The following is a 13,196-nucleotide window of genomic DNA, read 5'->3' as shown; positions in this document are numbered from 1 at the left end:
GCGGGCCGCTCGGCGGGTCAGAATCCGGCGGTGATGCGGGTGAACTCCCAGTTGGACTGGGAGATGCCGCTGCAGTTGGAGACCACGCCGCCGCCCGGGCAGGGGCGGTCACGGTTGACGGCCCAGTAGGCGAGCCTGGTCAGGCCATGGGACTTGGCCCAGTCGCGGATCTGCGTCCACGTGGACGGGGAGGTCGTCTCCTGCTGGTCGGACAGGCCGTTCATGCCCGAGATGCCCATGTGCGCGTACGCCTGGGCGTCGCTCCACCCGAACGCGCTCTTCAGCGCGTTCTTCAGGCCCTCGGAGGCGTTGACGGTGTCCTGGTACATGTTCGAGCCGCCGAAGTCGAACGGCATGATCGTGTAGTTGTCGATCGGCACGCCGAGCGCCTTGGCCTGGTTGATGAGCCGAACGCCGGGCGCGGTGGGGCCGGTCTTGGAGGTGCCGAAGGTGACCACGGCCTTGACGTTCGGGTTGTTCTGCTTGATGATCTTGATCCCGTTCAGGATGCGGTCCTGGACGGTGTAGTTCTCGAACTCGTCGGTGTTCTCGATGTCGAAGTCCACGACGGCGGGGCCGACGGCGTTGATGACCTGCTGCACCGCGTTCGCGAACGCCTGCGGCGTGGAGCAGTTGGGACCGAGCTTGTTGCCCTGCCAGCCGCCGAAGGAGATCTGGACGCTGCCGCCCTTCGACTTGATCGTGTTGATGGCCTGCTGGTCGGCGCCGCCGGTCAGCGGGCGGTTGCCGTCCCACGCCGGAGTGCAGCCGCCGCTGGACAGGATGAACGCCATCGTGAACGACTTGACGCCGGTCGCGTCCATCACGGTGCCGGGGTTCGGCGGGTCGCCCCAGCCCATGTAGAGGTAGGGGGCGCCGGGCATCTTCGTCCCGCCGCCGCCGGTGCAGCCGCTGGTGGTGGCGGTCGCGTCACGGCCGGCCGACTCTCCCGCCGAGTTGTACGCCTTCACCGTGTAGGTGTGCGTCGTGCACGTGCCGAGCCCGGAGACGGTCGCGCTGGTGCCGGTGACCTGGGCCCGCTGCGTCGAGCCCTCGTACACGCGGTAGCCGGTCACGGTGCCGGACGAGGCGCCCCAGCTCAGCGAGATGCTGGAGTTCGTCACGGACGTGTTGACCGCGCCGGGCTGCCCGGGGGCGCCGGGGTTGCCGCCGCCCGAGCCGACCTTCCAGAGGGCCGGCACGTTGGGCGGCTCCCAGCCGGGCTGCGAGGTGTGGGCCTGGATGCACACGTAGTCGACGCCGTTGTAGGTGACGACCGCGCCGATGGCGTACGAGGTCCACGGGGCCCAGGCGGCGGCCAACTGCTGCTGCACGGCCCCGTACGCGGCGGGCGCGGCGGTCGTGAATCCGGCGCCGGTCAGCGCGAGGGCGATCCCGGCGAGTAATGCGATGAGTTTGCTGCGAAATTTCATGGCATTCCCTGGAGGTGGGGCTTGACGGTCTTGGAGAAGGACCAGTTGTTGCTCGCGTCCCAGTTGATGGACCAGGTCATCGCGCCCCTGATGTCCGGGTAGGCGCGCGGTGGCACGAAGGTCCCGCAGCCGGTGCGCTTGGCCAGGCAGTCGAGCGCCTGGTTGACGAGGGAGGGAGAGACGACGCCGCCGCCCGCCGCGCCCGGCCCGGCCGGCAGGCCCAGCGCCACCTGGTCGGGGCGCAGGCCGTTCTCGAGCTGGATGCAGGCGAGGGCGGTCATGAAGTTCACCGAGCCCTGCCCGTACGCCTGCGCCTGGTCGCAGCCGAGCATGGACCCGGAGTTGTAGTACTGCGTGTGGACGACCGTGAGGATGTCCTTGATGCTCAGGGCGAGCTTGAAGTACTCCGCCCCGGTGGACTGCATGTCGATGGTCTGCGGGGCCATCGTGATGATCAGCCCGGAGCCCGCCTTCGCGCGCAGCGCCCGCAGCGCCTGGGCCATGTAGGTGGCGTTGAGGCCGTTCTCCAGGTCGATGTCCACGCCGTCGAAGCCGTAGGACTGCATCAGCGCGTACACCGAGTCGGCGAACTTCGTCGCGGCGGCGGCGCTCGCCACCTGCACGCGCCCGGCCTCACCGCCCACGGACAGGATGACCTTCTTGCCCCGCTGGTGCAGGGCCTGCACGTCGGTCTTGAACTGGGCGTCGGTGTAGCCGCCGACCGCCGAGGCCAGCCCGGGGTCGATCCCGAACGTGACCTCGCCCGCGGTGGCGGTGGCCTCGCCGAACGCGATGGCGATCAGGTCGTACTCGCCGGGCACGGCCGACAGCTTGAGCTCGGCCGCGGCGTTGGCGAAGTTGTGCCAGTAGCCGGTGAGGAAGTGCTTGGGCAGCGTCCCGCCGCCCCCGGTGCAGCCGCTGGTGGTGGCGGTGACCGGGTCGCCGGCGTCCGACTCCCCGACGGAGTTGTACGCCTTGACGGTGTAGGTGTGGGTCTCGCAGGAGCCGAGCCCGCCGATCGTGGCCGAGGTGCCCGTGACCGTGGCCTTGACTGCGGCGCCCTCGTAGACGCGGTAGCCGGTCACCGTGCCCGAGGACGCCCCCCAGGTGAGGGAGATGGCGCTGCCGGTCGCGGTGGCCGAGGCGGCGCCCGGCCGGCCCGGGGCCCCGGCCGTCGAGCCGCCGCACGAGGCTCCGTTCAGCGTGCAGCCGGTGATGCCGGGGAAGTTGCCGGGGCTGCCGTTGAAGCCGAAGCTCGCGCTGGCCCCGGGCGCGAGGGGGGAGGCCCAGCTCGGGTTGGTGAAGGTGTAGTGCTGCCCGCTGCGGGACATGACCGCGTCCCACGCGGAGGGGATCGAGTAGCCGGCCGGGACGTCGAACTGGACGTTCCAGCCGTTCATGGCCGTGGTGGTGCCGTTGGTGACGGTGACCTTGCCCTCGAATCCGGAGCCCCAGTCGGAGACCTTGACGAAGGTCGCGGTGGCTCCGGGGGCGAGAGGGGCGGCTTGGGCCGGGAGGGCGTACAGGGTCAGTGCGAGGGTGGAGAGTGCCAGGAGGATCGCGCGAGGTCTCACGAGTTCTTCCTTCGGGGGTGGCGTGCCGTACGGCTTGCACCGGGGGGTGAGAGCGCAAGCCGTACGGCACGGGCAAGGAGGTGCTGACTCGGATCCGATTACTTATAGGAAACTTTCCTAAGTATTTGGCGCGATCGTAGCCTTGACACCGGATGCTTACAAGACCCAAACAAGACTCCGCCGTACAAGACAGGGGATCTTGTACGGCGGAGCGGTGCTGCGGTCTACGGCTGCTGGGTGATCCTGACGTCGTCCACGCCGGCCTCCACCAGGGAGGCGCCCGAGGCGTCGGCGGCGTCGATGAGGATGCGGACCGTCTGGCCCGCGAACGCGTTCAGGCCGGCCGTCGCGGTTGCCCAGGCGCCGTTGCGGTTGGACGCCGCGCCCGCCTGGTTCAGGACCGTCGTGGTGGTGTTGCCCACCACGCGGACCCGGAAGTAGTCGGCGCTGGAGGCGTTCGAGCCGTGCGCCAGGTACCACGAGAACGACAGGTTCAGCGCGCCCGTGGACGGCAGCGTGATGGGCGGCGACTGGATCGAGGTGACGCCGCCGTCGATGTCCTGGTCACCGGCCGCCGAGCCCGCCAGGCGGCCCGTGACCAGGTCGTTCGTGCCGCTGACCGTGGTGCCGAGCTGCTTGGCGCCGCTGGAGCTGGTGGCCTCGGGGTCGCCGCGCTCCCACTGGCCCAGGGTCGCGGTGTCGGTGCCCGCCGGGTTGGCCGTCCAGCCCGTGGCGGTCTCGAAGGTGTCGGAGTAGACGGTCAGCGGCGGGTTGCCGGTGCCGCAGTACTGGGACTCCTTGCCGATGATCCGGTAGACGCAGTCGGAGTATTCGAGGAAGCGGAGCACGGCCTCCCGGTTGCGGGTGGTCTGCGGGACGATCTGCTCGTCCGGCGGGTAGAAGCCGGGGTTCGCGCCGGTCGGGTACATCTCGAACGTGAAGCTGAAGATCTTGTAGGCGCCCCACATCCAGTCGTCGATGGTCCCGTCCGTGATGTAGAGGTCGCTGGCCTGCTCCGGCGTGTAACCGTTGGTGGAGGCCAGGTTCTGGCCGAGCGTGGCGTGCGCGTCCCGGTCGTCCTGGGTCAGGCCGGGCGCGGTGTCGCTGAGGGTGTAGCCGTAGGGCCACAGGACCAGCTCGCTGTAGGTGTGCCAGTCGAGGTTGGTCTTGATCTGCTGCACGCCGCCGACGACCCGGCTGCGCACCCAGTTGGCCGCCGCCTTGATCTCGGGGGCCGATTCGGCGCTCGCGCCCCGGTACGTCTCACTCGACGTCGAACCCGACGAGCCGCCGCAGCAGCCCCACTGGTAGGCCCAGTTGCGGTTCAGGTCGGTGCCGACGGCCGACGAGCCGGAGTTCGGCTGCCGGTTCTTGCGCCAGGAGCGGTAGGAGCCGGTGGCGATGTCGTACTCGCCGCCGTCCGGGTTGAGGTCCGGCATGATCCAGATCTCTCTGGTGTTGACCAGGTTGGTGATCCGGGCGTCGGTGCCGTAGTTGTCGGCCAGCAGGTGCATGATGTACAGCGCCATCTCGACCGTCAGGTGCTCGCGGGCGTGCTGGTGGGCGGTGAAGAGCACCTCGGGCTCGTTCTCGTCCGTGCCCACGTTGTCGCTGATCTTGATCAGGGGCAGCGCCCGGCCCTCGTACGAGGTGCCGAAGCTCGACTGGCTGACGATGTTCGGATGGGCCGCGACCAGGGCGTTGATGTCCGCGTTCATCTCCGCGTAGTTGTGGTAGCCGGAGTCCGCCGGCGGGAAGTCAAGCGTCCCGACGCCGGACGGGGATGTCGGGCGCGGCACCTCCGCCACCCGGTAGCCGAGCCGCCTGATGGCGGAGACCTCGGCTTCCGTGGCCGTGACCAGGACCGAGTCCTTGGCCACCTCCTCGATGGCCGCTCCGGTGGCCGCGACGGCGCTGCGCTGCCGCGAGTCCGCCGGGCCCTGCACGCGGTACTGCTTGTTCGCAGGGGGTTCCGCCGCGGCGCCCGCCCCTGTCATGCCGGTCAGGCTGATCAGGCTGAGGGCTGCCAGCAGGATGAGTAATCGGTGTCGCACCTCGTCCTCCTCGGGCGCTGGGGATCGGATGGTGTCCGGCGCCTGACCCGAGAGTGAAGACGTTGCCTGACGGAGGAAAGGCCCAAAGTTACGGACATGCACCATCCCCCTGACAGGTCGATGCCAGGAGGATGCCAGCGGGCCCGGACATCCTCCGAGACATGAAGTACGCGATCGAAGCCGAAGGGCTCGTCAAGAGGTACGGCGACAAGAGCGCGCTCGACGGCGTCGACCTGGCGGCGCGGACCGGCTCCGTGCTCGGCGTCCTGGGCCCGAACGGCGCGGGCAAGACCACGGCGGTACGCGTCCTGGCCACCCTGGCCCGCCCCGACGCCGGCCGCGCCCTGGTCGGCGGGTACGACGTCACCCGCCAGGCCGCGAAGGTCCGCGAGCTGATCGGCCTGACCGGCCAGTACGCCTCGGTGGACGAGAAGCTCACCGGCACCCAGAACCTGCTGCTGGTGGGCCGCCTGCTCGGCCTGTCACGGCCGGCGGCCAGGGCCAGGGCCAGCGAGCTGCTGGCCCGCTTCGGCCTGGAGGAGGCGGCCGGGCGCGCGGCGAGCGGCTACTCGGGCGGCATGCGCCGCCGCCTCGACCTGGCCGTCAGCCTGGTCAGCCGCCCGCGGATCCTGTTCCTCGACGAGCCGACCACCGGCCTGGACCCCCATGCCCGCGGCGAGCTGTGGGACGTGGTCAGGGAGCTGACCGCCGACGGCGTGACCGTGCTGCTGACCACGCAGTATCTGGAGGAGGCCGACCAGCTCGCCGACGACCTGCTGGTCATCGACCGGGGGCGGGTCGCCGCGTCCGGCACGCCCGCGGAGCTCAAGGCGCTGGCGGGCGGCCACCGGCTCGACGTGCGGCCGCTGCGCGCCGCCGACCTGGAGAAGGCCGAGACCATCCTCGGCGCGAAGGCCGCCGACGGCGTCGTCAGCGTGCCGGTGCACGACCTCAAGGTGCCGCCCGTGCTGCTCAGGGACCTGGACGACGCGGGCATCGTGCTCGCCGAGCACGCCCTGCGCCTGCCCTCCCTCGACGACGTCTTCCTCACCCTGACCGGAGACCCCCGATGACCACCGCGCTCTCCCAGGGCCTCACGCTGGCCTGGCGCAGCCTGATCCCCCTGAAGAACCAGCCAGGCCAGCTCTTCGGCCTGCTCTTCCAGCCCGTTTTCATGATCGTCATCTTCGTGTACCTGTTCGGCGGGGCGGCCGGCGGCGACCGGGCGGACGCGGTGGCGTACATGCTGCCCGGCGTGCTCGTCCAGGTGGCGCTGATGTCGACGATCACCACCGGCATGAACCTGGCCACCGACATCGGCAACGGCGTGTTCGACCGGTTCAGGACCATGCCGATCGCCAGGTCCGCGCCGTTGACGGGCCGCATCCTGGCGGACCTGCTCACGCTGCTGATCACCGTCGTGATGTCCATGGTCGTCGGGTACGCCGTCGGCTTCCGCGTCACGACCGGCCCGCTGAGCGCGCTGGCCGGGCTCGGGCTCGTGCTGCTGCTGGCCATGGCGCTGAGCTGGGGCTCGGCCTGGATCGGGCTGATCGCCAAGTCCGTCACGTCCATGCAGGGGATGGCGACGGCCGTTCTGCTGCCGCTCACGTTCGGCAGCAGCGCCTTCGTCCCCGCCACCGACATGCCCGGCTGGCTGAGCTGGTGGATGGGCGTCAACCCCGTCTCCCACCTGGCCGGCGCCCTGCGCGGGCTGCTGACCGGCGGCCCGCACGCCTCCGACGTGTGGATCACGCTCGGCTGGACCGCCGCCCTGCTCGTCCTCTTCGCCCCTCTTGCCCTTCGTGCTTACAACAGGAGAGTCCGATGATCGAGACCACTGAGACCATGACCACCCGGGACGGCGCCGAGCTGGTGGCGACGCTGTGGCGGCCGGCCGAGGATGGCCGCTTCCCCGTGCTGCTGTCGCGCACCCCGTACGGCCGGGCCGCCACGGGTCCCGGGTACCACCTCGACGTGCCCCGCCTGGTGGCGGCCGGGTACGCGGTGGCCATCCAGGACGTCCGCGGCACCGGCGCCTCGCAGGGCGAGCTCCGGTTCATCAGCGGGGAGGCGGCCGACGGCTACGACGCGGTCCGGTGGGCGGCGACCGCGCCCTGGTCCGACGGAAATGTCGGGATGTATGGGGACTCGTACCTGGCCATCACGCAGCTTCTCGCGGCCCAGGAGCGCCCCGAGGGCCTGAAGGCCATCGCGCCGCACGTCTCCCCCGCCGGCCTGTACGAGTGCGTCTACCAGCCGGGCGGTGTCCCCAACCTCAACATCATCCTCACCGTCAGCGCGATGGTGCTGGCCGTGGACGAGCTGGACCGCCGCATCGCGCTCGGCACGGCCACGGAGGAGGACAAGGGCCGGTACCTGGCGGCCATCGGCCTGCCCCACGGGATCGACGAGCGCCTGCGGGAGCTGGCGGAGCGGCTGCCGCTCAGCGACCAGCCGCTGCTGGCCGACCTGGTGCCCTTCTACTCGGCGTGGATGGACACCCCCGACCCCCTCGACCCGCTCTGGCGGGGCGGGATCGTCCGGCACGCCGACATCGAGGTGCCCGCGCTGGTCAGCACCGGCTGGTACGACTACTTCCGCGACGGCTCCATCGAGCACTTCGAGTGGCTGGGCGGCGAGTCCCGGCTGGTCGTGGGCCCGTGGACGCACTTCACGCACGAGCGGGACATCTGCGGGCGCGACTACGGCGACCAGGCGAGCCAGGAGGCGATCGACTGGACCGGGGTGCACCTCGACTGGTTCGGCCACTGGCTGCGCGGGGCGCCCCTGCGCGACCGGGCGAAGGTGAAGATCTTCGTGATGGGCGACGACGCGTGGCGCGAGGAGGACGACTGGCCCATCCGGCGGGCCAGGCCCGTGCCGTACCACCTGGGCTTCGACGGCGGGCTCAGCGTGACGCCCGGGGAGGGCGGGGCGGCGGAGTTCGTCAGCGACCCCGGCGACCCGGTGCCGACGCTCGGCGGGGCGGTCATGACGTTCGAGGCGTTCGGCCCGCTCGACCAGCGGCCGCTCGACGGGCGCGGCGACGTCCTGCGCCACCGGACGGCGCCTCTCACCGAGCGGGTGGAGGTGAGCGGCCCGGTCGAGCTGGTCGCGCGGGTCTCCTCGACCGCCGCGAGCGCCGACGTCACGGCCAAGCTCATCGACGTCCACCCCGACGGGCGGGCCGAGCTGCTGACCGACGGCGTCGCCAGGCTGACGGGCCTGGTGCCCGGCGAGGTGCGCGAGGTGACCGTACGGCTGGGGGCGATCTCGAACGCCTTCCTGCCCGGACACCGGATCAGGATCGACGTGGCGGGCTCGAACTTCCCCCGATTCGGGCGCAATCTCGACAAGGGCACCACCACGCTGCACGGTCCCTCCTACGTCGTGCTGCCGACCATCCCGTAGACCTCCTGCCTGGACATGGCCGCGCCCTTGGCGAAGCACTCGTCGTAGTGCTCGTCACCGAGCGCGGCCCTGGCCGTCCGGGCGCCCTCCAGGGTGTCGGGCGAGACGTCGTGCGGCTCGACCGCCGCCGACGCCCCGAACAGCACGGCCGCCCGCTCCTGGTCGCCCTCGACCTGCGCGGCCAGCGCGAACCCGGCCAGCACCTGCGACAGCAGCGGCCGGTCCGGGCTGCTCGTGCCGAGCACTTCGAGGGCCAGGCGGTGCTGTTCGAGCCCGGCGTCCAGGTCGCCGCCGCGCGCCAGCGCCCGGCCATAAGCGGTCCTGAGCGCGGCGGCCAGCTGCACCATCGGCGGGGCCTCGTCGAGCAGGGGGAACAGCCCGCGGTAGATCTCCAGGCCCCGGTCCAGGTCGCCGAGGTGGCAGGCGTGCGCGGCCTCGGCCAGGCCGAGCAGCAGCCGCGTGTACGCCGTCGTCTCCCCGTCGATGCTGGCCCTGGCCCTGTCCAGGTCATCCCGCGCGCCGTCCAGGTCGCCGGTCCGCAGCCGCAGCTCCGCCAGCCTGAGCAGCGTCGAGATCGCCTCGTCCGACCCGACCCAACGGCTGGTCAGCGACCAGGTCTCGGCGATCAGGTCGTCCGCCGGCGCTCCCCTGGCGGCCCGCATCTCGGCCAGGCCCAGCAGCGCCTCGCTCAACCCCCACCGGTCCCCGAGCTGCCTGAACCCGGCCACCGACCGCTCCAGCCGCTCCTCGCTGCGCAGCCGGCCGCCGACCATGAGGGCGGAGCTGGACAACCAGAGATCGTCGCTCTCGATGTACTGCTCGATCAGGCCGGCGGCGCGGTCGTCCTCCCCCGCGGCGGCGGCCATGACGGCCCTGCTGAGCTTGATCATCGGATGCAGCGGCCCCTCCCGCTCGGCCCGCTCGATCAGCCGGTCCATCAGCTCCGACAGCGCCAGCATGGCGGGCCGGTCGTTGACGATCGTGCCGAACTTGTCCACGCCGTACGCGAACATGCACGCCGTGTACGCCGCGGTCAGCCCGGCGGGCGGGTCGTCGCCCACCAGCTCCATCACCTGCGTGGCCCAGGTCGCGCCCTCCTTCCGGTAGCCGGTCATCCACCAGTACCAGTTCAGCGCCGCGCACAGCCGCAGCGCCGACCCGGCGTCCCGCTCGTCGATGACGTAGCGCAGCGCCGCGGCGAAGTCGTCGCGCTCCTGGGACAGCCGCTCGATCCAGGCGGTCTGCGCGGCCGTCCGCAGTTCGGGCACCGCCCGTTCGGCCAGCTCCAGCAGGTACGCCGCATGCCGCCGCCGGTACTCGTCGACCTCGCCCGCCTCCGCCAGCCGTTCGAGCGCGTAGGCGCGAATGGTCTCCAGCATCGAGTAGCGGCCCTCGGCCGAGACCTGGACCAGCGACTTGTCGGCCAGCGCGCCCAGCACGTCCGCCGCTCCCCCGCAGACCGCCTCGACGGCCTCCAGCGTCGCGCCGCCCGCGAACACGCCCAGCCGCCTGGCCAGCACCCGTTCCTGCTCGCCCAGGAGCTCCCAGCTCCACTCCACGACCGCTCTGAGCGTCTGCTGGCGCGGCAGCGCGGTCCTGCTGCCGCCGGTGAGCAGCTTGAACCGGTCGTCGATGCGGTCGGCGAGCTGCCTCGGCGTCATGGTGCGCAACCGGGCCGCGGCCAGCTCGATGGCCAGCGGCATGCCGTCCAGCCTGCGGCAGAGCGCCACCACCGAGGCCACGTTCCCGCCGTCCACGGCGAACCCCGGCCGCGCGGCCCCGGCCCGGTCGAGCAGCAGCCGGACCGACGGGTAGGCCCCCGCCTGCTCGGCGCTCGCCCCCACGGGCGGCGGCTCCAGCGGCGGGACGGGGGCGAGGTGCTCGCCCGGCAGGTTGAGCGGCTCCCTGCTGGTGGCCAGCACCCTCAGGTCCTGGCACTCCGTCAGCAGCCGCTCGGCCAGCTCGGCGGCGGCGTCGACGAGGTGCTCGCAGTTGTCCAGGACGAGCAGCGCCGGGCGGCCCGCGAGGGCCTCGGCCACCTGCTCCACCGGGCCGCCCCCCTCGGCGGGCAGCCGGTACGGCGGGCGGTCGCCACGCAGGCCGAGCGCGTCGAGCACGGCGCCCGGGACGTCGGCCGGGTCGCTGACCGGGGCCAGCTCGACCATCCAGACCGCCTCGGCCGACCGGAGCGCCACCTCCGTGGCCAGCCGGGTCTTGCCCGCGCCGCCGGGGCCGACGAGCGTGACGATCCTGGCCCGGCCGAGGAGGGTGCCCAGCTGGTCCAGCTCGGCCTCGCGGCCGATGAAGCTGGTGCGCGGGGTCCGTACGTTGCCCCGCTGCCTGACCCGGGCCGTCGGGGGCGCGGGACGTACCGGGACGTCTCCCGACAGGACGGCCAGATGGGCGGCGCGCAGCTCGGGCCCGGGATCGACGCCGAGCTCGTCGGCGAGCGTGCGGCGGGTGCGCTCGAACAGCTCCAGCGCCTCCGCCTGCCGCCCCTGCGCGGCCAGGGCCCGCATGGCGAGCGCGCCCAGCCGCTCGCGCAGCGGGTGCGCGGCGACCTCCGACGTCAGATCGACCGGCGCGCCCGCCGCCAGCCCGGCCTCGGCGCGGGCCTCGACGGCGGAGAGCCGGTCCTGCTCCAGGGCGGCGGCCGCGTTCGCCAGGAGCGGCACGGAGGTCAGGTCGGCCAGCGCGGGCCCCCGCCAGAGCTCCAGGCCCTCCCCTTTTCCGGCCCCCTGCGCGGCCGTCCGCCGGAACCGCAGGGCGTCCACGTCGTCGGGGGCCACGGCCAGCGTGTAACCGCCCGGCCTGCTCTCCACCACCTCGTACGGGCGAAGCGCCACCCGCAGCCGCCTGACCAGGGTCTGGAGGGCGTTGGCCGCGTTGGCGGGCGGGGCGTCCGGCCAGAGGGCGTCGATCAGCCGCTCGGCCGTGACGGTACGGCCGGCTTCGAGCGCCAGCACGGCCAGGAGCGCCCGCAGCCGGAACCCACCGACCGCGATCGGTCCCCCGTCGCCCTCGACCTCCAGCGGCCCGAGAATGCAAATCCGCACATGTCACATCCTGCCCTGCCCCCCACCACCCCGCGCCCGGCCGCACGCCCCAAGCGCCCGGAGAAGGGGACAGCCAGGGTCCGGGGAGGACCCTGGCTGGACGGGCGCGGGTCAGAAGTCGTCAGGGGTGCGGATGCGGTCGCGGACCCAGACCCCGGCGGGCTTGAGGCGGGAGGTGCCGGAGAAGGAGCCGTTCGGGCAGGTGCCCTCGGTGAAGACGGCGCCCGAGCGGAAGTCGTCCGAGTAGTTCCAGTTCACCCAGCTGATCTTCTTCTGGGCCAGCAGATCGAGGTACTGCTGCGACCGCGTGAAGTTGTTCGACCCGTCCCCGGAGGCCGTCTGGGTGCCGAACTCCGTGACGAAGATCGGGATCCGGTCGGCGGCCCTGGACAGCGTGTTGAGGTACTCGCTGCCATGAGAGGCCGCGTAGAAGTGGAACGTGTACATGATGTTGGTGGCGCTGACCGGGTTGTTGACGATCTCGGACTCGGTCGCCCCGTCGGAGACGCCCAGCGACGACCAGGCGCGGGTGCCGACCAGGATCGGGGTCTCCGGGTCGTACTGCCTGATCACCGGGATGAGCTGGTTGGCGTAGTTCCTGATGGTGGACCAGGAGACGCCGTTGGGCTCGTTGGCGATCTCGTAGAGCAGGTTGTTCTTGCCGTTGTGCCGCTGGGCGATCTCGGTGAAGAACGTCTTGGCCCGCGACAGGTTGTAGTTGGGGTCGCCCGGGTCGAGCATGTGCCAGTCGACGATGGCGTACATGCCGCGGGCGGTGGCCTGCTCGATCAGGTTGTGCACCCGGTCGGTGAACAGCCGGGGGTTGGTCTCGTAACCGTCCTCCTGGATGTACATGGAGATGCGCAGGACGTCGGCCTTCCAGTCGTTGGCCAGCGCGTCCAGGGAGGCGGTGTTGAGGCACTGGGAGTACCACTGCAGGCCGTGGCTGCTCATCCCGCGCAGCTGGATCTGCTTGCCGTTCTGGTTGCAGAGCCTGACCCCGCACACCTGCAGTTGCCCGTTGGCCTGGACGGGCGTGCCGGCGCTGGAGGGCGTGCCGAGGACGAGGCGGTCGAGGTTCGGGCCGCCGTTGGCGGTGGTGGCGGTGGCGCGGACGGTGTTGGTCCCGGCGTTGAGCGTGGTGGTGAGCGTGGCCTCCTGCCAGGTGGTCCACGCGCCGGTGCCGGGGAAGTCCCTGGTGGTGGCGGTGCCGTTCACGGCGATGGTCATCGGACGGTTCACGGTGGTGCCGTTGGCGTACCTCAGGGTGAGGGTGGCGGGGCCGGCGGTGGCGGCGTCCACGGCGAACTCGACGTACGAGCCGGTGGTGTTGTCGTAGTTGACGAACCCGGTGCCGCTGTAGCCGGCGTGGTTCGACTCGACGACGCCCTGGGAGACGGTGGCGTTCTCGGCCTCGTACGTGGTCGCGGCCTGGGCTGGGGCTGCTTGCAAGGAGGCGGCGACGATCGCGCCGATGGCGGCGAGCCGCACGGATCGATGCATGGGGGTGAGCTCCTCACTCGTTCATTAGGAAACCTTACTAACGAGTATGGGGAGCGTAGATCGGACCTCCACCGGAGGACAAGACCCAAATTGACGCGAACAGTCAAAGGGCGCGGTCCACGCGGCCACCCCTAGCCGCGCGAACCGCGCCCATCTCGATCG

The 13,196-nt window shown here is 71.5% G+C and carries 8 protein-coding genes; 3 read left to right on the top strand and 5 right to left on the bottom strand.

Annotation, left to right across the window (positions count from 1 at the left end):
- Window positions 1-17: 17 nt before the first annotated feature.
- The 3 genes from H4W80_RS46040 to H4W80_RS46030 form a co-directional block, all read right to left on the bottom strand.
- Window positions 18-1,433, bottom strand: a complete 1,416-nt coding sequence (locus H4W80_RS46040) for a carbohydrate-binding protein (protein WP_192790825.1) — start codon at window positions 1,431-1,433, stop codon at window positions 18-20.
- Complete coding sequence (locus H4W80_RS46035) at window positions 1,430-3,007, bottom strand: chitinase (protein WP_192790824.1); 1,578 nt, start codon at window positions 3,005-3,007, stop codon at window positions 1,430-1,432. The genes H4W80_RS46040 and H4W80_RS46035 overlap by 4 nt, the downstream gene beginning before the upstream one ends.
- A 224-nt stretch (window positions 3,008-3,231) precedes the next feature.
- Window positions 3,232-5,061: a M14 family metallopeptidase gene (locus H4W80_RS46030; RefSeq protein WP_318787364.1), complete on the bottom strand. Its 1,830-nt coding sequence runs from the start codon at window positions 5,059-5,061 to the stop codon at window positions 3,232-3,234.
- A gap of 161 nt (window positions 5,062-5,222) precedes the next feature.
- Between H4W80_RS46030 and H4W80_RS46025 the strand changes: the two genes are divergently transcribed.
- From H4W80_RS46025 to H4W80_RS46015, 3 genes are read left to right on the top strand one after another with little or no spacing between them, the layout of a single operon-like run.
- Window positions 5,223-6,134, top strand: a complete 912-nt coding sequence (locus H4W80_RS46025; protein WP_192790823.1) for an ATP-binding cassette domain-containing protein — start codon at window positions 5,223-5,225, stop codon at window positions 6,132-6,134.
- The gene (locus H4W80_RS46020) at window positions 6,131-6,892 is read left to right on the top strand and encodes an ABC transporter permease (RefSeq protein ID WP_192790822.1); all 762 of its coding nucleotides are present in this window, start codon (window positions 6,131-6,133) and stop codon (window positions 6,890-6,892) included. The genes H4W80_RS46025 and H4W80_RS46020 overlap by 4 nt, the downstream gene beginning before the upstream one ends.
- Window positions 6,889-8,475, top strand: a complete 1,587-nt coding sequence (locus H4W80_RS46015) for a CocE/NonD family hydrolase (protein WP_192790821.1) — start codon at window positions 6,889-6,891, stop codon at window positions 8,473-8,475. Before H4W80_RS46020 ends, H4W80_RS46015 begins: the two co-directional genes overlap by 4 nt.
- Here H4W80_RS46015 and H4W80_RS46010 read toward each other — a convergent pair.
- A complete protein-coding gene (locus tag H4W80_RS46010; protein WP_192790820.1) occupies window positions 8,448-11,531 on the bottom strand; it encodes an ATP-binding protein in 3,084 nt (1,027 codons plus the stop codon). The genes H4W80_RS46015 and H4W80_RS46010 overlap by 28 nt on opposite strands.
- Window positions 11,532-11,642: 111 nt before the next feature.
- Window positions 11,643-13,034 carry a cellulase family glycosylhydrolase gene (locus tag H4W80_RS46005; protein ID WP_225964027.1) on the bottom strand — a complete coding sequence of 464 codons (1,392 nt, stop codon included), beginning with the start codon at window positions 13,032-13,034 and terminating at the stop codon, window positions 11,643-11,645.
- Window positions 13,035-13,196 lie beyond the last annotated feature (162 nt).

The sequence above is a fragment of the Nonomuraea angiospora genome, from assembly GCF_014873145.1.
GTDB classification, from domain to species: domain Bacteria; phylum Actinomycetota; class Actinomycetes; order Streptosporangiales; family Streptosporangiaceae; genus Nonomuraea; species Nonomuraea angiospora.
The sequence above is the reverse complement of the archived record's forward strand: the minus strand, read 5'-3'. Positions and strand labels throughout refer to the sequence as shown.